This is a genomic window from Pseudoalteromonas sp. SG43-3, from assembly GCF_014164385.1.
GTDB lineage: Bacteria > Pseudomonadota > Gammaproteobacteria > Enterobacterales > Alteromonadaceae > Pseudoalteromonas > Pseudoalteromonas distincta.
The window spans coordinates 121,267-139,275 of sequence record NZ_JACJFC010000011.1; the positions used below are offsets into that span (position 1 = coordinate 121,267).

The window sequence follows — 18,009 nt, forward strand, 5'->3', positions numbered from 1 at the left end:
GTTTAAGCATTAATTTTTGCTTTCGTTAATTTACGCCATACAAATTCAAGCGGGCCTTGGTTAAAATAGCGGCTGTATATAAAGGTAAATATGAGCTGCAGTGCAACTAATGCCGTTGCAACTAACCAGTAGTCAATACGATCAAAATTGAGCACCCAGTGCGTAAATAGCACTTTATATAACAATAATTGTATGAGTGTTTGGCTAATATATAAAGTAAATGCTAAGCGCCCCGCTTGTTGAATAAGCGTGCCAACGTGTGCGCTGTTATTGCAAAATTTAACAATTAAATGAATATACAGCGTAGCCATACCTAGCGCCGCAAACATATTTATAAATTCTTGCACCCCATATCCTAAGCTGCCATTAAGCTGTGATGCATAAAGCCTGATTCCACAAAAAACAAGGGTCATTGCACCGCAAACTATTAATTGCTGAGTCGTTAAGCCTTTACTAAAAACGTCTTGTTTATATAAATAAATGCCAATGAGCATAAGGCCCACGCACATCCACATTGTCATTATTGGCACCATAACAAGCATTAACGTGTTCATAGCAAGGTTACTAATAAAGTAATCAATATAGTGTGGGTTATATAATTCAATAAACTGTGCTGTATCGCGGTAAATTATTTCATCGGGTACGCTAGATATAACAAGTAAGGTAACCACAGCCGACAACAAGGTAAATGCAAACCCTCTTTTTAAAAGTACGTTGCTATCACTTTCTAAATATTTAATAACAAACCATCCAGATACACCGTAAACAAATAAAATATCACCGGCCCAAAGTAAAAAACCATGCGCTAAACCAAAGAGGATTAACCAATAGAGCCTGCTTTTTATTTGCACTTCAGACTTGTAACGTTGCCACTGAATGTAAAGCCCAGCACCAAAAAGCAAACTAAACAGCGTTCTAAAACGCCCGTCTACAAACACGCTGCTAAGGGTGTGAATAATTGAGTCGCTAACAGGAGGAGTAGTTAAGGAGGAATACCCATATTCAAAAATGCCGAAGGCGTAAGCATTCATGTAAACAAGGCCAAGCACGGCAACGCCGCGAATAAAGTCCATATTATAATTGCGCATTAAAGCTATTATCCGTTAAATATTATTCTTATAACTGTCAGCCCAATCGACTGACTGCTGGTAAAGTGGAGGTAGTATAGCACTGTCTATATTCAACAAAAGTACAGCTTGTTCAAGTGCCCACCAGCTTCCTGTTTCATATGCTTTAACAACGTTTAAAATATAATAAAGTGTGTTTTTGTCCCCTAATAATGCCGTTTTTATTTCATCAGGGAAAGGTAGCTTTTCAACAAGCAAGCTCATTGGTTGATCAAGGATTGCATCTAGCAGTGAAAATAATCCTGTTAAAAATGCTTCGCCTGACTGACTTTTATTAACCTTTTTTGCCACAAGCTCACAAAAACGAGCACGTACAACACACACTTGCATTAGCTCTGCAGGTTTTTTACCCGCTGTATGAGCAGTAACAATAAGGCTCACAAACTTTTTAAGGCGTTCGTGTCCTAAATACACGAGCGCTTGCTTTAATGACGATATTTGGCTTTGTATAGGAAACACACCGCTGTTTATTAATCTCAGTAACTTATATGCGAGTGCAGCATCTAGCTCAAACAGGCTTGCGATTGTTTTAATGTCAGGGCTTTGCTTCATTATTTCTGCGTAAATAGCGACGACTAAACCATAATTATAATCAATGTCGTTTTGCTTGATCATGGTAGGCTTTGCAAAAAAATAGCCTTGAAAATAATCAAACCCCATATCAAAGGCAAGCTCATAGTCTTCTTGTGTTTCTATTTTTTCGGCTAGTATTTTTATTTGTTTATGCGCTTGTAACTTAGTAACTATGGGCTGTATTTCGCTAAGAGGTGTAATTGCAATATCAAATTTAATGAGCTTCACAAGCTTTAGAAAACGATCCCATTGTGGTTTATATACAAAATCATCGAGCGCGAGTTTGTAGTTACTATGAAATAAACCTCGGCATAGCTCATAGTTGTCGTCGGTAGGTTCTATGGTTTCGAGCAACTCAATCACAACGTCTTGGCATGGTAAGAAAGCACATAAATCGAGTTTTAATGATTCAGGTCCTATATTTATAAGCGCTTTTTTGCCTGATGTAATATGGCGTGTACCTAAATTTAATTGATTTTCCATAATAAGCCTTGCTGTTGCTTGGCCTTCTGCAATATCTGGAAAATAATTTTTTGGACTATCATGAAAAAGTAGCTCATAGGCTACTACTTTTTTACTTCGATTGAATATTGCTTGCCTTGCAACAAATACAGACACATTACCTACTTCTTAGCTTTTATATAATACTAAGTAATTAAACCCTAAGCAGGTAGATTTGTCACTAAACTTTAAAGTACAGAAACGATTTACCGGTATAAGGTTGTTATATAATCAGTTGCCACTTGTGGCCACGAAAAACGCATTTGCTCTGCGCTGTGCTTAATTTTATGCCATCTTTTAGGATTTTGCTTTTTAATTAAGAGAGTTTCGTCTAAACAGCTAATTAAATTACGCGTTTGCGTTGCCAACGTGTCTCCATTAAAGCTAAAACCATTTTCGTGGTGTTTAACAGTATCTTTTAATCCGCCAACACTGTGTACTAAACACGGTTGCCCCGCTCGCATTGCTAGCATTTGGCTAATACCACACGGTTCAAACGAGCTTGGCATTAAAAATAAGTCACCTAATTGATACATTAAATCGCCAACACCTTGCCCATACCCCTTTAAAAATAAAAGATTGGAATTACGCGCCATTGCTTTGGTAAATATACTTTCGAGCTCTTTGTGACCCGAGCCGAGAATAATAAGTCTGCCGTTATGCTCATTAATTAATTGGCACACTTTATCAATAGCTAAAACCCCATTAACCTGCTGGCACAATAACAACACTTTTTGCTCAGTAAGACGGCCAACGCTTGTCACTAATGGACCGTTATTAACCGTTGCTTTAAATTGCTGTAGTCGTTGGTGGGCAATATAGTAGCCACTTTGTAACTGCTCGCTAATTGCCATCCAAGTAAATAAAGTACTCTCAGCTTGGCTATAAAAATCAGCGAGAGTTGCTCCTTCAAGTGCATTGCTTGGATATTCGCAGCCATTTAAAATACCAACAAGCTTGCCTTGGCTTGCTGCATTTTGCAGATCTTGCTCAAGCCCTTCGCCACCAAAAAAACCATGTTCGTAATTACTAGGTTCGAGAACCTCTTGGCTATATGTTGGCGATACAACATGTATTTTATCGCATAGATTTATTGCACTGCGCATAGGATTAAAACAATGAGGGTAACGCGGGTCGCATAATTGCTGGCCATTATAACTAAGTGATGGAAACCACGCCTCTAAGCTTGAATCATCATGTTTGAAAGGCCTTATCCCTTGCAGTGCAATATTATGCACTGTGAAGGCAATAGGTAAGGTATTAAGTGAGCTATAACGTGGCTCAAACTTAAGTAAAACTGCAACGCAGGCACTGTGCCAATCATGTAAATGCAACGCTGTAGGGCGCTTTAATACACCTTGTAATAACGCTTCGCAGACGGCTGCGTTAAATAGAGCAAATTTAGTCGCATCAGTTGCAAAAGGCCTCCCCGGTGCATCATTACAATATACACTGCCTGATTCACTAAATAACGGGTGGCTAATAACAATTTGGCTTACATTATTTTCGGCTTGTTGTACTTTAAAAATGGTTAATACATGGGGTTGAGCATTAAATGCAACAGTTACTTCACCTATATAAATACGCTCAAGCGGCTCAAACCCGTAATCAGGAATAACAACATCAACCGTTATACCTTGCTTTGCGAGAGCCTTAGGTGCATCGCGTACTACATCTGCCACACCGCCTACTTTTGCGCCTGGTAACGCGTCATTTTCTGCTGCAACCATTAATACATGCATTAATTTATTATTTCCTTTAAACCTGTGTGAGCTTGCTCACAAATGAGCAAGCTATGTTGTCGTGCTTATCTAACTTTTTGTTACGCAAGCTTTTTATTTTCTCGCGCTTGGCGTTCTAACTTTTTTGCAAGCTCAGTGAGCATATCACGTGTAACAAGAACGATACCTTTTTTAGATACCCTAAAGCCGTTTTCTTCATCTGTTTTTTTGTCAAAACCTATTTCAAGACCTGCCGGTATTTCACAGCTTCTATCTATTATTGCGCGTTTAATTTTACAACCTCGGTTTATAACCGCACCGGGTAAAATAACCGACTGCTCAATGGTACAAAATGAGCGAACGTGAACGTTAGAAAACAACAGGGATTTTCTAACCGCAGAGCCCGAAATAATACACCCACCCGAGACTGTTGAGTCTAAAGCCATACCACGTCTATCTTCATCATCAAAAATAAACTTAGCAGGTGGTAGTTGCTCTTGATAAGTCCATATTGGCCACGTTGGATCGTATAAATCAAGTTGTGGTTCTGGCATTACCAGTTCCATATTAGCTTCCCAGAACGAATCAAGCGTACCTACATCTCGCCAATAAGGTTGCCCTTCTTGGTTTGGATCTCTAAATGGGAAGGCAAACACATTATGCTCTTCTATAATCGCTGGAATAATATCGTGACCAAAATCGCGTCCAGAGCCTTCATTTTCAGAATCTTTTTTAAGTTGCTCAAACAAAAATTCAGTATTAAAAATGTAGTTCCCCATTGATGCTAAACATGTACCTGGCTTGCCGGGTACGGAGCTCGGCATTGCTGGTTTTTCATCAAAACGACACACTCTATTTTCTTCATCAACGGTCATTACACCAAACGTGTCTGCGGCTTCCTCTACTGGGACTTCAATACAACACACAGTCATATCTGCGCCTTTTTGCACATGTTCAGCCAATAAAGCACCATAGTCCATACGGTATACATGATCTCCAGACAAAATCATCACATATTTAGGAAGCTCGTGACGAATAATATCTATGTTTTGAAAAACAGCATCTGCGGTTCCACAATACCAATCATCACCTTGGCGCTGAGATGCAGGTAGTATTTCAACCGACTCTCCTAGCTCTTTTTTAAAGTGCCCCCATGCGCGGTTTACATGGCGTATTAATGAATGTGATTTATATTGTGTAGCAATACCAACACGTCTCACACCCGAGTTAATGCAGTTTGATAGTGGAAAATCGATAATTCGATGTTTACCACCAAAGTAAACTGCTGGCTTTGCTCGCCAATCGGTTAACTCATGCAGGCGAGAACCGCGACCGCCTGCCAGTATTAACGCGTAAGTTTCTCTGGTTAGGCTACTTATGTAGCGATTTGCATAATTAGGCATAATACTCTCTCCATTTAGTCTAGGCTGTTAGTGGCATGGCTTTTAGTTGTCGTTAAGTCTGTTTCACTAATATTGAGGGGTTCTAAATGCCAAATATCTTCACTGTATTGGCTTATGGTTCTGTCACTTGAAAACATACCACTGGCTGCTGTATTTAAAATACTCATTTGTGTCCAGTAGGTCTGATCTGCGTAAGCTTTATCAACTTCTTTTTGAGCTGCTACATAACTTTCAAAATCGTGAGCAACAAGCCATGGATCGTGCGGGCTCTTAATTGCATTTGTTATGTCGTCAAATAAGCATGGTTCAAATAAATTAAAATGCCCGCTCTCGAGTAATTGCATCACATTCTTTAAATCGCTATTTTGCGATATTAAATGCTCTGGATTATAACGTGATTTAATATCGTCAATTTCGTGCGCTTGTGCGCCAAACAAAAAGAAGTTATCAGCACCAACAGCATCTCTAATTTCAATGTTTGCGCCATCCAGCGTACCTATTGTCAATGCACCATTCATCATAAATTTCATGTTGCCAGTACCAGACGCTTCTTTGCCTGCGGTAGATACTTGCTCTGAGAGATCAGTTGCAGGACAAATAACTTCCATTGCAGTTACGTTGTAATTAGGCAAAAAGGCGACGCGTAAATATGGCGCAGCTTGAGGGTCTTTATTTATAACCTCTGCCACGTTATTAATAAGCTTAATAATTTTTTTAGCCATGTAATAACCCGGCGCTGCTTTACCACCTAATAGAACACAACGAGGAACAAGCCCTTGGGTATCCCCACGGCGAATACGGTCATATAAATGAATCACATGAAGTATGTTTAATAGCTGACGTTTGTATTCGTGGATACGTTTTACTTGTACGTCAAACATCATTGATACATCAAAATCGATATCGCAGCGCGCCTTAACTAAATCAACTAAACGTTGTTTGTTTTCACGTTTAGCATTTTGCCACTGCTCATGAAATGCCTTGTCGTCATAAAAACGACGTAGGTCACTAATTTTTGAAAAGTTTTTAACCCAATCATGGCCAATTTTTTCACCAATTAATTCACTTAATACTGGATTACAATGCGCAAGCCATCGACGAGGCGTTACACCATTTGTTTTGTTATTAAACTTATCTGGCCACAGTGCATAAAATTCTTTAAATAATCCCGCTTTTAACAGTTCAGTATGAAGTGCTGCTACGCCATTTACAGAGTAACTACCTACAATAGCTAAATAAGCCATACGAATTTGCGGCTCATCACCCTCTTCAATCAGTGACAATGCACGTTGCTTTTCAACATCTCCCGGCCATTGCTGTGCAACTTGTGCTAAAAAGCGTGCATTTATCTCGTAAACTATTTCTAAAATACGTGGCAATAATTTTGAAAACAACGAAACAGACCATTTTTCAAGCGCTTCAGGAAGTAGCGTATGATTTGTATAGGCCATTGTTTTAGTTGTGATTTGCCAAGCATCGTTCCAATCTAATTCGTAATCATCAATTAAAATACGCATTAGCTCTGCAACAGCAATACTTGGGTGCGTGTCGTTTAACTGAAAAACATGAAAATCAGCAAAGTCACTAAAGCTCTCGCCATGTTGGGAAACCCATTGGTCTACTACGTCTTGAATACTCGCCGATGATAAAAAGTATTGTTGGCGCAATCTAAGCTCTTTACCATTTTCGCTGCTGTCGTTTGGATACAGCACCATGGTAATTTGTTCAGCTAGATTTTTTTGTGCTACGGCTTCTGAGTAACTGCCCGCATTAAATTCGGTTAAATTAAATTCATCTGTTGCCTCTGATTTCCACAGACGTAGTGTATTTACGATATTGTTTTTATAACCAGGGACAGGTACATCGTACGGTACAGCTAATACATCTTGTGAGCCCATCCATTGACGGTGCTCTCTGCCAAATTTATCTGTGTAACTTTGCACATAGCCACCAAACTTCACACGTTTTGCATGCTCTGGTGCGCTTAGCTCCCATGGATGTCCTTCACGTAGCCAGTTATCTGGTTGCTCAATTTGGTTACCATCTTTAATCGATTGATTAAACATGCCGTATTCGTATCGTAGGCCATAGCCAATAACAGGCAACGCTAAACTAGCACAGCTATCTAAAAAGCAAGCTGCAAGGCGCCCTAGCCCGCCATTTCCTAGGCCAGCGTCGTGCTCGGCGTCTTCAATTGTTTCTATTGTTGTGCAGTACTCTTGTAGTGCTGAGCTTACTTTTTCATCTAAATCTAGATTTAAAACAGCATTACCTAGCGCACGCCCCATCAAAAACTCAAGAGAAAGGTAAGCCGTTTTGCGGCGTTTCTCTTGCTTAATTTGTTGATTCGTTTCTCTGCAGCGGGCCACAAGTCTGTCGCGAATAGTAAGCGCTAATGCGTGATACAAATAATGCTGCGATTCCCCCACCTTATCTCGGCCGAGGGTATAATAAAAATGCCGTGTTAAGTCATCTTTAAGCGTACTTTCATCAATAACAGGACCTTCTTGCCAGCCCTTTACTACACACACTTGATCACTTTGTTTAACCATGACTAACATCCTCTAAATTGGCACTAAAAACCCAACTACTTTGTGCTGAAATTTCAACCATCGCATCTTCATTACTGCTCACAGATGCATTATGTACACTTGATAGAATCATTTGCCACGGCGCATTAATTGGCGATGGGGGCATTTGACAAAAAATTGTTTTTTCACTGGCATTAAATACAATCAGCAATGCATGATTGTTTTGCTTATCAAGTAAGCTATACATTAAAAACTGCCTGGTATCTTCATGCCAGTGAGCATCAGTCATGGTTTTACCTTGTTCGGTAAACCACTTAACGGTAAAACGCTCGTCTATATCATCTAAAAATACACTGTGTTTAAACGCACTGTGCGCACGTCTAATTTTTAATGCATCATCAATAAATCGTGTTAACGAATGATTAAGTTGAGAATCTTTCCAGGCAAGCCAACTAGTGCGATTATTTTGGCAATAAGCATTGTTATTCCCCCCTTGCGAGTGCGCCATTTCGCTGCCAGCGGCAATCATTGGAACACCTTTTGAGAGAATTAAAGTAAGTAAAAAGTTCTTTTGTTGCTGTAAGCGCAGTGCGTTTATTTTAGAGTCGCTGGTAAAACCTTCTACCCCACAGTTAAACGAATGATTTGCACTGTGCCCATCTCGATTTTGCTCGCCATTAGCTTCGTTATGTTTATGCTCATAACTCACTAAATCGGCAAGGGTAAAACCATCATGACTCGTTATGAAATTAATACTATTGAGCGGCCCACGTTGGCTGTGCTCAAAAATATCAAACGATCCATGCAAACGTTTTGCAACGCTTGCAATAATGCCTGTTTCACTTTGCCAAAAACGTCTAATTACATCGCGGTATTGATCGTTCCATTCTCGCCATGGCGGCGGGAATGCACCAAGCTGATAACCACCTGGGCCTATATCCCAAGGCTCACTTATTAACTTAACTTTGTTAAGCACAGGGTCTTGGGCAACTACTTGTAAAAAAGTATGTGCGGAGCTAAAGCCTGCTTTTGAGCGGCCTAAAATGGTCGCTAAATCAAACCTAAAACCATCAACTCCCATTACTTCAACCCAATAACGAAGGCTATCAAGTACAAGTTGCAGTGTTTTAGGGTGGTCAATATTTATGGTATTACCACAGCCGGTATCGTTTATATATACGTCAGGCTGCCCCTCTACTGTGCGGTAATAGGCTAAGTTATCAAAGCCTCTAAGCGATAGTATAGGGCCATCCGCCCCTGCTTCAGCTGTATGGTTGTAAACAACATCTAATATGACTTCTATGTCTGCAGCATGGAACTCTTGCACCATTTGCTTAAACTCGTTTATATCGTCGTTTACCAAATAGTCTTTATGGGGCGTAAAAAAGTTAAGCGTGTTGTAACCCCAGTAGTTTTGCAAACCTTTCCCTGTTAAAAATTGCTCACTAATAAAAGAATGAACAGGCAAAAGCTCAACGGCTGTAACACCAAAGCTTTGTAAGTGTTCAATAAAGCTTGGGTGGCTTAACCCTAAAAACTTCCCTTGTAGAGGTTTAGGTATTTTAGGATGACGACACGTTGTACCTTTCACATGGCACTCATAAATAACCGTGTTTGACCAACGGTGGTTAGGCTTTTTATGCCTATACAACGTAGGAGCCGCTACTTTTGATTTAGGTATATCAATCGCATTATTTACAGTGCTTTTAGTACCGATTGGCATTTGCCCGTAATGGCGTTCACTCCAAGTAAACTCACCAAACAAGTCTTTTGCATATGGGTCTATCAGCAGCTTATTTTCGTTAAACAGTTGACCATTTTTAGGGTTATATTCACCCTCAACTCTAAAACCATAAAGCGCACCGGCGTTTAATGGCGAAATATGAATACTCCAAATACCCCCTTCGTTGATATTCATCGCCATTTTTAGTATTTCTGAATGGCCACTTTTATCAAACAGGCATACATAAGCTTGGCTCGCCCCAGGCGCATAAAGCGCGAAGTTGACCCCATTATCAATAACACTAGAGCCAAGTGGTTCTACATTACCGGGTGCTACATCAAATCGGTTACTCATCATCAACCTTTTGTAAATAAATAGTAGTTAAGCCACCAATGGCAATTGAAATACTGTGTTTAAAACCATGATTTGATTCGTTTATTGCCTGAACTATCAGCGAAGAATCTTTAGTTACCTCAACGCCAGAGCCAAAAAACTGAGTATCGTCTGTATTTACAATGACCTTGTAACGCCCTTTACTCGGTACGCCAATAACGTAGTTTTCATAGGACGCGGGGGTAAAATTAGCAATAACAACCACAAAGTTTTTTGCGTTTTTAGCATAGCGAACAAAGCTTAAAATGCTCTGCTGATTATTATTGTTATCTATCCAAGTAAAACCAGCCGCGCTCGAATCAAGCTCATACAACGCGGGTTGGGTTTTATAAACGGTATTGAGCGCTTTTACGGTGTGCTTTATACCGCTGTGGCTTTGGTGCTCAAGTAAATGCCAATCGATAGAATGATCGTGCCCCCACTCTTTTCGCTGTGCGATTTCACCGCCCATAAATAAGAGTTTTTTACCCGGGTGTGCCCACATAAATGCGTAATAAGCGCGTAAATTTGCAAATTTTTGCCAATCATCGCCTGGCATTTTTTCAATTAACGAGCCTTTACCATGTACTACCTCATCGTGGCTTAATGGCAATATATAGTTTTCGCTAAACGCGTATACCATCGAAAAAGTCATTTCATGATGATGATGCTGACGATATAAAGGGTCGTGCTGCATGTAATGCAAACTATCGTTCATCCAACCCATGTTCCACTTATAACCAAAGCCTAAACCGTTGTGCTCAACACTTTGGGTGACACCCGGCCATGCTGTCGACTCCTCAGCCACCATCATAATGCCTGGGTTGTTTTTATAGCTGCGCATATTGACTTGCTTTAGGCACTCAATTGCACCTAAGTTTTCACGCCCGCCGTAACAATTAGCAACCCACTCGCCTTCTTTTCGGCTGTAATCTAAATACAACATAGAAGCTACGGCATCTACACGCAGGCCATCTAAACCAAATTGATGTAGCCAATACATAGCATTTGATATTAAAAAGCTTTTAACTTCAGGACGGTCGTAGTTATAAATGTAGGTATTCCAATCAGGATGAAACCCTTGGCGCTTATCAGCATGCTCATATAAATGGGTGCCATCAAATCGATGTAAGCCATGCAGATCGCTTGGAAAATGCCCTGGTACCCAATCAAGCAAAATACCTAAATTAGCTTTGTGGCACTGCTCTACAAAGTATTTAAAGCTGTTGTAGTCGCCAAAGCGGCTGGTAGGTGCAAATAATCCAACAGGCTGATACCCCCACGAACCATCAAACGGGTATTCACTTATTGGCATAAGTTGCAGGTGAGTAAAATTCATTTCAAGGGCATAGCTAACGAGTTTATCGGCAAGCTCTGTGTAACTTAAATAGCGGTTGTTTTCAGCCCGTTGCCATGAGCCTAAATGCACTTCATAAATACTAATTGGTGCATCTATATGGTTACGCTTTTGTCTGTTTTGAAGAGCCTGCTCGCCAAGCTTTATAGGTTCTGGTTTATACTGCAGTACACTTGCAGTGCCAGGTGCTTGTTGCATTTTAAATGCATAAGGGTCGGCTTTTTCGAGCACCTCTCCACTTTGCGCGGTAATTGAAAATTTGTAGCACATGTCAGCTTTAAGGCCTGGTACAAATAACTCCCATACACCACTTGCAGGATGAAAGCGCATAAAGTGGCGATTCGCTTGCCAAAAGTTAAACTCACCAATAATAGAGACACTTGCCGCATTAGGCGCCCATACACAAAAACGTACACCGTCTACGTTTTGTTGAGTACTAAAATGTGCACCAAAATGCGAGTAAGCATGTTCAAGACTGCCTTCGTTAAATAAATACATTGCCTCTGCATCAAGTGTGCTTTGGAAACTGTATTCATCATAAAAGGTAACGCTGCTATCTGTGTACTGAGCAATGCATTCATATGGCGCAGTGGGCAAAGCATCAACTTTGGCTATAAATAAGTCACTTTGCTGGTAGCGTTTCGCCTTAATACTTTTATTATTTAATGTAACACTTACGCTTATTGCACAAGGTAGATAAAAACGAATTTCAACCTCAGCATCCGTTTTATGTGCCCCTAAGAAGCTAAATGGGTCTTTAAATCGCCCTATATTTAATGCGTGTACTTGTGCATCATAACTATTTTCATTAGTTGTACTGCTCATTTAACCTTTCCTTATTGAATCGATAGCAGCTAAAAGTGAGGCATTTTTGGTAAAAATTTCTTCACTGGTATGCGTTAATACACGTCGCCAATTAGGATATTCTTTATCTGTCCCGGGGATATTAACCGGATACTTTTGCTCATCTAAGTCATCTATTTGTATTGCAAATAAACGCGATTGAGAGCCTGCTAAACACAATGCAAGTGCGCTATAAACAGTCACAGCTTCACTATGTAATAAAAGCTCAGTTGTATTGCCATGGTGATTAATAAAACGTAGTAACCTTTGTTGCTCTTCTATTCGCTGTTGCTTTAGTTGCTCGTATTCATTGCAAGTTATAAGCTTATATTGTTGCTTAATATCTAAATCATCATGTTGCCACCAGCCTGTAAATGGAGGAACATCGTGATTGGCTATCATTAACAAACAATGTGTTGCTAGCTCATCTACCGATAAAAACTCTCCACTGTGTTGTTTCTCAAAATAAAATAAGCTGTTGGAAAAAATACCGCTAGATGCCAAAGCTTCCCTAACCTCTGGCGGTACGATGCCTAAATCTTCACCAATAACAATACTCTGATTAATATGCGATTCAATTTTTAAAATGGCAAGTAAATGCTCAAACGGATAGTAAACATAACAGCCGTCTTGTTCGCCATTGCTTTCAAAGCACCACCATAGGCGCCTAATAGCCATTACGTGGTCAATTCGAAGCCCACCTACGTTTTGCATGTTTGCGCGAATGAGCGAGCGGTAAAATTGGTAGTGATTATTACTAAGGCTTTGGGGATTGAGGGCTGGGAGGCCCCAATTTTGACCTGCTTCAGCCCATGGATCGGGTGGAGCGCCTACACTTGCACCTTGGCTAAACAGCGATTGCTGGTTTTTAAATTCAGCCCCATCGCCAGCACAACCAACAGCTAAGTCGTTTATTAAGCCAATAGCCATGCCTCTCTCTGCGCAACTTTTTTGACACAGTGCAAGTTGCATATGCGCTTGCCATTGCAGGTAATAAGCAAATGTTAGGTTATCTGATTCGAGGGTATTTAACGTAGTAGAGTGAGCATTACAAAAATCAGTAAACGCTTGGCGACGCTCATCACTTGCCGTTAATTCAAACTGATTATAAAGCGCTTCAAATAACGTATACTTTATACGGCTTACATTTTCATAATCTATAAACTGATCATTACTTTTAATAAGTGCAGCGACATCATCTTGCTGCATAATGGCGTCAAGGTTTTCGTTATTTATTGCGTCTTCGCTTAGTACGATAGAAATATAAAGAGGATTTAATAAAGCGCGACTATTAGGGCTATAAGGACTGGCTCGCTCTGGCATATCAGCAAATAACAAATGCAGTGGATTAAGTAATATATAATCCATGTTCTGGGAGATGCATAGTTTTGTAAGCGCTAATAAATCGTCAAAGTCGCCAATACCAAAATTCGCTCTATTTTTTAATGTGTAAAGCTGAATAGATAATCCAGTGCGCTTTGTGTCTCCCACTTGATAGACTTGCTCAGGCACGCACCAAATTTGTGTAATAGCGTGTTGCTCACCTACCTGAACATTAGCGTCATGATAGCCAATTGGCATATTACCAATGGGTAGTGCCAGCTCAATATAGCGAACGCCATGCAAGTAATATTCACCAGTGACAGCCAAGTTATAAAGGTTATCAAATGCTAAATGCATTCCAAGTGAAGGGACATCGATATTAGCGGCTAAATATTGCTGACGTTCATCTATACGAAGCTTTAACAAACATGCAGTTTGCTCAACTAAACTCACACTAGGTACTAAATCAAGCCAAAGCGATGCATCTAAATCATAAGTTAGTTGAGCTATTCCTGCTTTATTATTTGTATCAACACCACAACATTGCAAAGCACGTTTACGCGTTTCTTCGCTAAAAAATACCTGTTCACCTGTATACTTAGTGAATTCAAAGCCAATACCATGCAGGTAAAACAACTGCGAAAGAGCATCCATTGAATCGCCTTAATTAGTGCGTTGAGTATTTACTATGCTGTTTTCTGTGCCAAATGTATTGCCGATATAACCGTCAGCTTGATGGTCGTTATCCCAAATGTCTCCATTAATCAGATAACGAAAGTGAAATTGTTGATCGATAGGTAAGCGTTGCTTAAATTTAAACACACCTTGTTTTTTATAAAGCTTCATTGGCACTGGTTTCCAATCATTAAATTCACCTAATAAGCAAACTTCTTCTGCCTCTGGATGAGAAAATTCAAAAGTAACTTCAGCTTCATCTTTTGTTTTAAAAAAACGTTTATTCAACATAGCAGGCTCCAACTAAACCAAAAAGGGTACTTAATCTTTGCCACAGGCCATACAACTAAACAAAAAGGCGATGTGGTAACCATCTAAAAATCATTAAACGTGTTATTAGTTAAACAAAACTTTATTTACGCTTTATTACAGTGCAAATAATATTTCAATTACACCAAAAAGGTGCATTAAACTTATATACAATACGCTTTAAATGATACTTAACATACAGAGCAATATTCAAACCAACAAACTATTAAAAACCTCATTAGTTCAATATATAGATATTTATAGCTGCAAATATCCGAAGAAAATTTAAAATCCTAAATTACTTTTTTTATATTACTTCATCATGGATAATACACATCATTCTAATACTCTGAAATATCATTAATTTCATGTTGAAAAAAACCATTTTAATAACTACCACCATCATTTTTTTAGTTGTAGCTGCATTTATTGGTACCTCAATTTATACCCTATACAGTAAAAAAGAAATTTCAGTTGACCCTAAATTAAAAGAAATATCAGGAATAGAATTTGATAAACAACAACGTTTATGGGCTATTAACGACGGAGGCAATGAACCAAAGCTATACAGACTCAATAAAGACGGTTCTATTGCTAAAGAAATTTTAGTTGAAAACGCTAAAAACATTGATTGGGAAGACATGACCCAAAACAAATTTGGGCACTTCTTTTTAGGCGATTTTGGTAACAACAAAAACGATCGTAGATGGCTCACTATTTATAAAATAGAAAACCCGATAGATATAAAAACAGATACGACTCAAGCAGAAATAATTAAGTTTACCTACCCCGAAATGGATGGCAGTCCTATAAAGCCCAATAACCGTAATTTTGATTTAGAGGCATTTGTAGCTCTAGGACGTCACTTATATTTATTTACTAAAAACCGCACAGAGCCATTTGATGGTATTACTAAGGTTTATAAAGTGGGCGATCATGCTGCTAATTTTAAAGCCGAGTTAATAGATTCATTTAAAACATGTACCACTTTAGAAAAGCTATGCTGGATAACATCGGCTGCTTTAAGCCCTGATCGTAAAAAGCTGATATTACTTGATTCAACCAGTATTTGGTTATTCGAAAATTTTGAGGGTGATAAGTTTTTTTCTGGCGATGTATCAAAAATTGACTTAGGAATAGTAACTCAAAAAGAAGCTGTCACTTTTTTTGATGACAATACTATTGTATTTACAGATGAAGAGTTTAAAGGTATTGGCGGTAATGCTTATTTTATAAAGCTTGATGAAGCCAAAAAAGAAATTATAAGAAAAAAGCCGACCTCAGAAAAAATACATCCATAATATAATGTTAGCTAAGCAAAAGTTCCAAAGCTTAGCTAACTTATGTAAAAGGTATCGAGTTAGTTACTCTTTTCGTTTGACGAATGGAGTGCTTTTTCTACATCAACACCTAAAATCAACACTCCAATATGGCTATTATTATCTAAAACAGGAAAACTTAGCTGTACTTGAAAATGATGTGTTGATGCATCATATGTAACGCTATCAAAGTTATAGTCCTTTGACTGTTTAAATATTTTAGTAAACTTATTCTCATCTCCTTGCCAGTAATCACTGGTTAACTTACTTATTGCTATATTTTTTCCTTGGCTATCAGTCAATATAAGCTCAGTAACAACACCTTTAAACTGCGATTGCCATTTTTTAAATACCTTAGATAACGGTAAATCAAGCATAGTTAACGCATCAGCATGCCCAACGTGTTTACTTTCTTTTATCCATAGCTGGTCTCGTTTCATAATTTCAGGCTCACTCAAAGGAGACTCATTACTTATTTGAACTTCTTCGACTAAACTAGGTAAGTTTAATAAGGTTTTAGCGCTACTGTAGAGCCTATCAAGTATTTGCGTTTCTTCACTTTTTGATAGTGAAAATGGAGCTTGCGCACAAGTATTTATATTTTCATCGAACTGCTGCAGAAATTCAGGAAGGCGTTTGATAAGTGAATGCGAAGCAAATAATCCCAAAGGTACATATCTAAAAAATTCTTTTTGGTACTCGTCTTTATTGATCCCTAGCTTAGAGGCTGCTAATTCAAAATCGTCTAAATCAAGTAGGATTCTATCAATCCGTTTATGGTGCATTACATTTACTATTTCTTCTAATGAATTTACTTCTACCTCAGCAATAATATTCTGAGTTTTAAACCAATTTGCTTGATAACTTCCTCTTACTGCACCATAACGCATTTTATTTTTTGGTTTATTAATGCTCTCTGGGTGAGTGAACCAGTACCAGCTTTCTAAAAAAATGGGGGATGATATACGTCCATAAGCTTTCATTTCAGGCATTAAATGGGTTGTGAAATATCCATCTAAGCGCTCTAACTTTACTTCTCGACGTGCACGTAACCATGGCAAGGTTTGTAGCTGAAAAGGCGCTCCCATTTCAAATAAAATACACTCGACTTGGTTGACTGCATTATTAGGAGCTGTGGTGGGTAAGTTTGTCCCAAACTGGAGAGGCCCAGTTAAACCTAACAAAAGAGTGAAAAGATATGCGGGCATAATCCATTGCTAAATAATGTACAAATTAAAACAAGTATAGTCATGCATATAAAAAAGTATTAATTTTCTTTACAAAATTTTGTACCTTATCAATAGCTTCAATATTTAAATCTATGATTTATTGCTATTAACTTATAAAAAGCAGGCTTAAATATTTAAATTAATGCATTTATATCTAGGGTCTGTTTATCTTTGTGGATAAAAATTTGTTCAAACTAGGTGCTATTTAATTGCGGCGCAAGATTTATAAGCTAGTGTGCTCGATAACTGCTCCTGCGTTATTCTAATTGCTTACATCCATGTAAGAATAAATAAAAACCGAGCAAAGCTTCCGCGCCCTGCTCACGCCCCCTACCCTGCATCTATGTAGGCAACCAAGAGAAAATAGCGCCTAGGAAGAATCTTTTGGGGGCTGTTAATTTAACCTTGAAGGTTCAACAGACCCTAGCCTTTTTATTATTGACCTAAAGTATACCGAGTGTTCACTTAACGACTAAAAACAAAGGAACTACCCAACCCTAGCGCTTAAATTTAGTTTCTAAAATTACAGAAGATGTTGTTCGCTCCACCCCATCAAGATTTCCTATATCGTCCAACAAATGACTAAGCTGTTCTAAATTTTGAGCTTGGACCACTGCAATTAAATCAAACTCACCACTTATGGCATAGAGCTGTGAAATAGCATCAATTTGCTTAAGCTCAATGTTTGTTTTAGTTGTTAATTTTTGTCTTACTTTTATAGACACATGAGCTGATACCATTTTACTAAGGTAGTCGTCACCGTAATCAACGCTATAGCCTTTAATCACACCGGTTTCTTCTAATTTGAGCATTCGGCTTTGTACTGTTGAACGAGATAAGTCAAGCATTCGTGCAAGATCAGAAATACTCGCTCTTGCGTTTGTTTTTAGTACAGAAAGTAGTTTCTCGTCTTGTGGAGTTATCATAATGGTTATTTTCTTCGTTATTTTGACTTTTATTTTAATCATTTTTCACAAAATAGCACTGCAATTTTAACAGCTAA

Annotated in this window: 12 protein-coding genes; 1 reads left to right on the forward strand and 11 read right to left on the reverse strand. The window is 38.7% G+C overall.

The features are described from left to right. Nucleotides 1–2: 2 nt before the first annotated feature. From H5157_RS12200 to H5157_RS12240, 9 genes are all read right to left on the reverse strand, one after another. On the reverse strand, nt 3–1,073 hold the full coding sequence (locus tag H5157_RS12200) for a DUF418 domain-containing protein (protein WP_182724776.1): 1,071 nt from the start codon (nt 1,071–1,073) through the stop codon (nt 3–5). Nucleotides 1,074–1,103: 30 nt separating this feature from the next. After that, on the reverse strand, nt 1,104–2,318 hold the full coding sequence (locus H5157_RS12205; RefSeq protein ID WP_182724761.1) for an EAL and HDOD domain-containing protein: 1,215 nt from the start codon (nt 2,316–2,318) through the stop codon (nt 1,104–1,106). 89 nt (nt 2,319–2,407) lie between these two features. Then, complete coding sequence (locus tag H5157_RS12210; protein ID WP_182724762.1) at nt 2,408–3,943, reverse strand: glycogen synthase; 1,536 nt, start codon at nt 3,941–3,943, stop codon at nt 2,408–2,410. An 80-nt stretch (nt 3,944–4,023) separates the two neighbouring features. Continuing rightward, nucleotides 4,024–5,325, reverse strand: coding sequence for a glucose-1-phosphate adenylyltransferase (glgC, locus tag H5157_RS12215; RefSeq protein WP_002958601.1), 1,302 nt, complete (start codon nt 5,323–5,325; stop codon nt 4,024–4,026). 14 nt (nt 5,326–5,339) lie between these two features. Further along, the gene (locus tag H5157_RS12220) at nt 5,340–7,877 is read right to left on the reverse strand and encodes a glycogen/starch/alpha-glucan phosphorylase (protein ID WP_182724763.1); all 2,538 of its coding nucleotides are present in this window, start codon (nt 7,875–7,877) and stop codon (nt 5,340–5,342) included. Beyond that, nucleotides 7,870–9,933, reverse strand: a complete 2,064-nt coding sequence (glgX, locus tag H5157_RS12225) for a glycogen debranching protein GlgX (RefSeq protein WP_182724764.1) — start codon at nt 9,931–9,933, stop codon at nt 7,870–7,872. The genes H5157_RS12220 and glgX overlap by 8 nt, the downstream gene beginning before the upstream one ends. Continuing rightward, entirely contained in the window at nt 9,926–12,133 is a 2,208-nt protein-coding gene (gene glgB / locus H5157_RS12230) for a 1,4-alpha-glucan branching protein GlgB (protein ID WP_182724765.1), read from the reverse strand. The genes glgX and glgB overlap by 8 nt, the downstream gene beginning before the upstream one ends. Beyond that, nucleotides 12,134–14,128, reverse strand: coding sequence for a 4-alpha-glucanotransferase (gene malQ / locus H5157_RS12235; RefSeq protein ID WP_182724766.1), 1,995 nt, complete (start codon nt 14,126–14,128; stop codon nt 12,134–12,136). A gap of 9 nt (nt 14,129–14,137) precedes the next feature. Continuing rightward, nucleotides 14,138–14,440: an isoamylase early set domain-containing protein gene (locus tag H5157_RS12240; protein ID WP_024595450.1), complete on the reverse strand. Its 303-nt coding sequence runs from the start codon at nt 14,438–14,440 to the stop codon at nt 14,138–14,140. 386 nt (nt 14,441–14,826) lie between these two features. Between H5157_RS12240 and H5157_RS12245 the strand changes: the two genes are divergently transcribed. Next, nucleotides 14,827–15,759 (forward strand): hypothetical protein, encoded by a 933-nt coding sequence (locus tag H5157_RS12245; RefSeq protein WP_024595451.1) that lies wholly within the window; start codon nt 14,827–14,829, stop codon nt 15,757–15,759. 59 nt (nt 15,760–15,818) lie between these two features. Here H5157_RS12245 and H5157_RS12250 read toward each other — a convergent pair whose 3' ends face one another. Next, on the reverse strand, nt 15,819–16,985 hold the full coding sequence (locus tag H5157_RS12250) for a cellulose-binding family II protein (protein ID WP_182724767.1): 1,167 nt from the start codon (nt 16,983–16,985) through the stop codon (nt 15,819–15,821). Nucleotides 16,986–17,503: 518 nt separating this feature from the next. Next, on the reverse strand, nt 17,504–17,932 hold the full coding sequence (locus tag H5157_RS12255) for an Lrp/AsnC family transcriptional regulator (protein ID WP_002958609.1): 429 nt from the start codon (nt 17,930–17,932) through the stop codon (nt 17,504–17,506). Nucleotides 17,933–18,009: the final 77 nt, after the last annotated feature.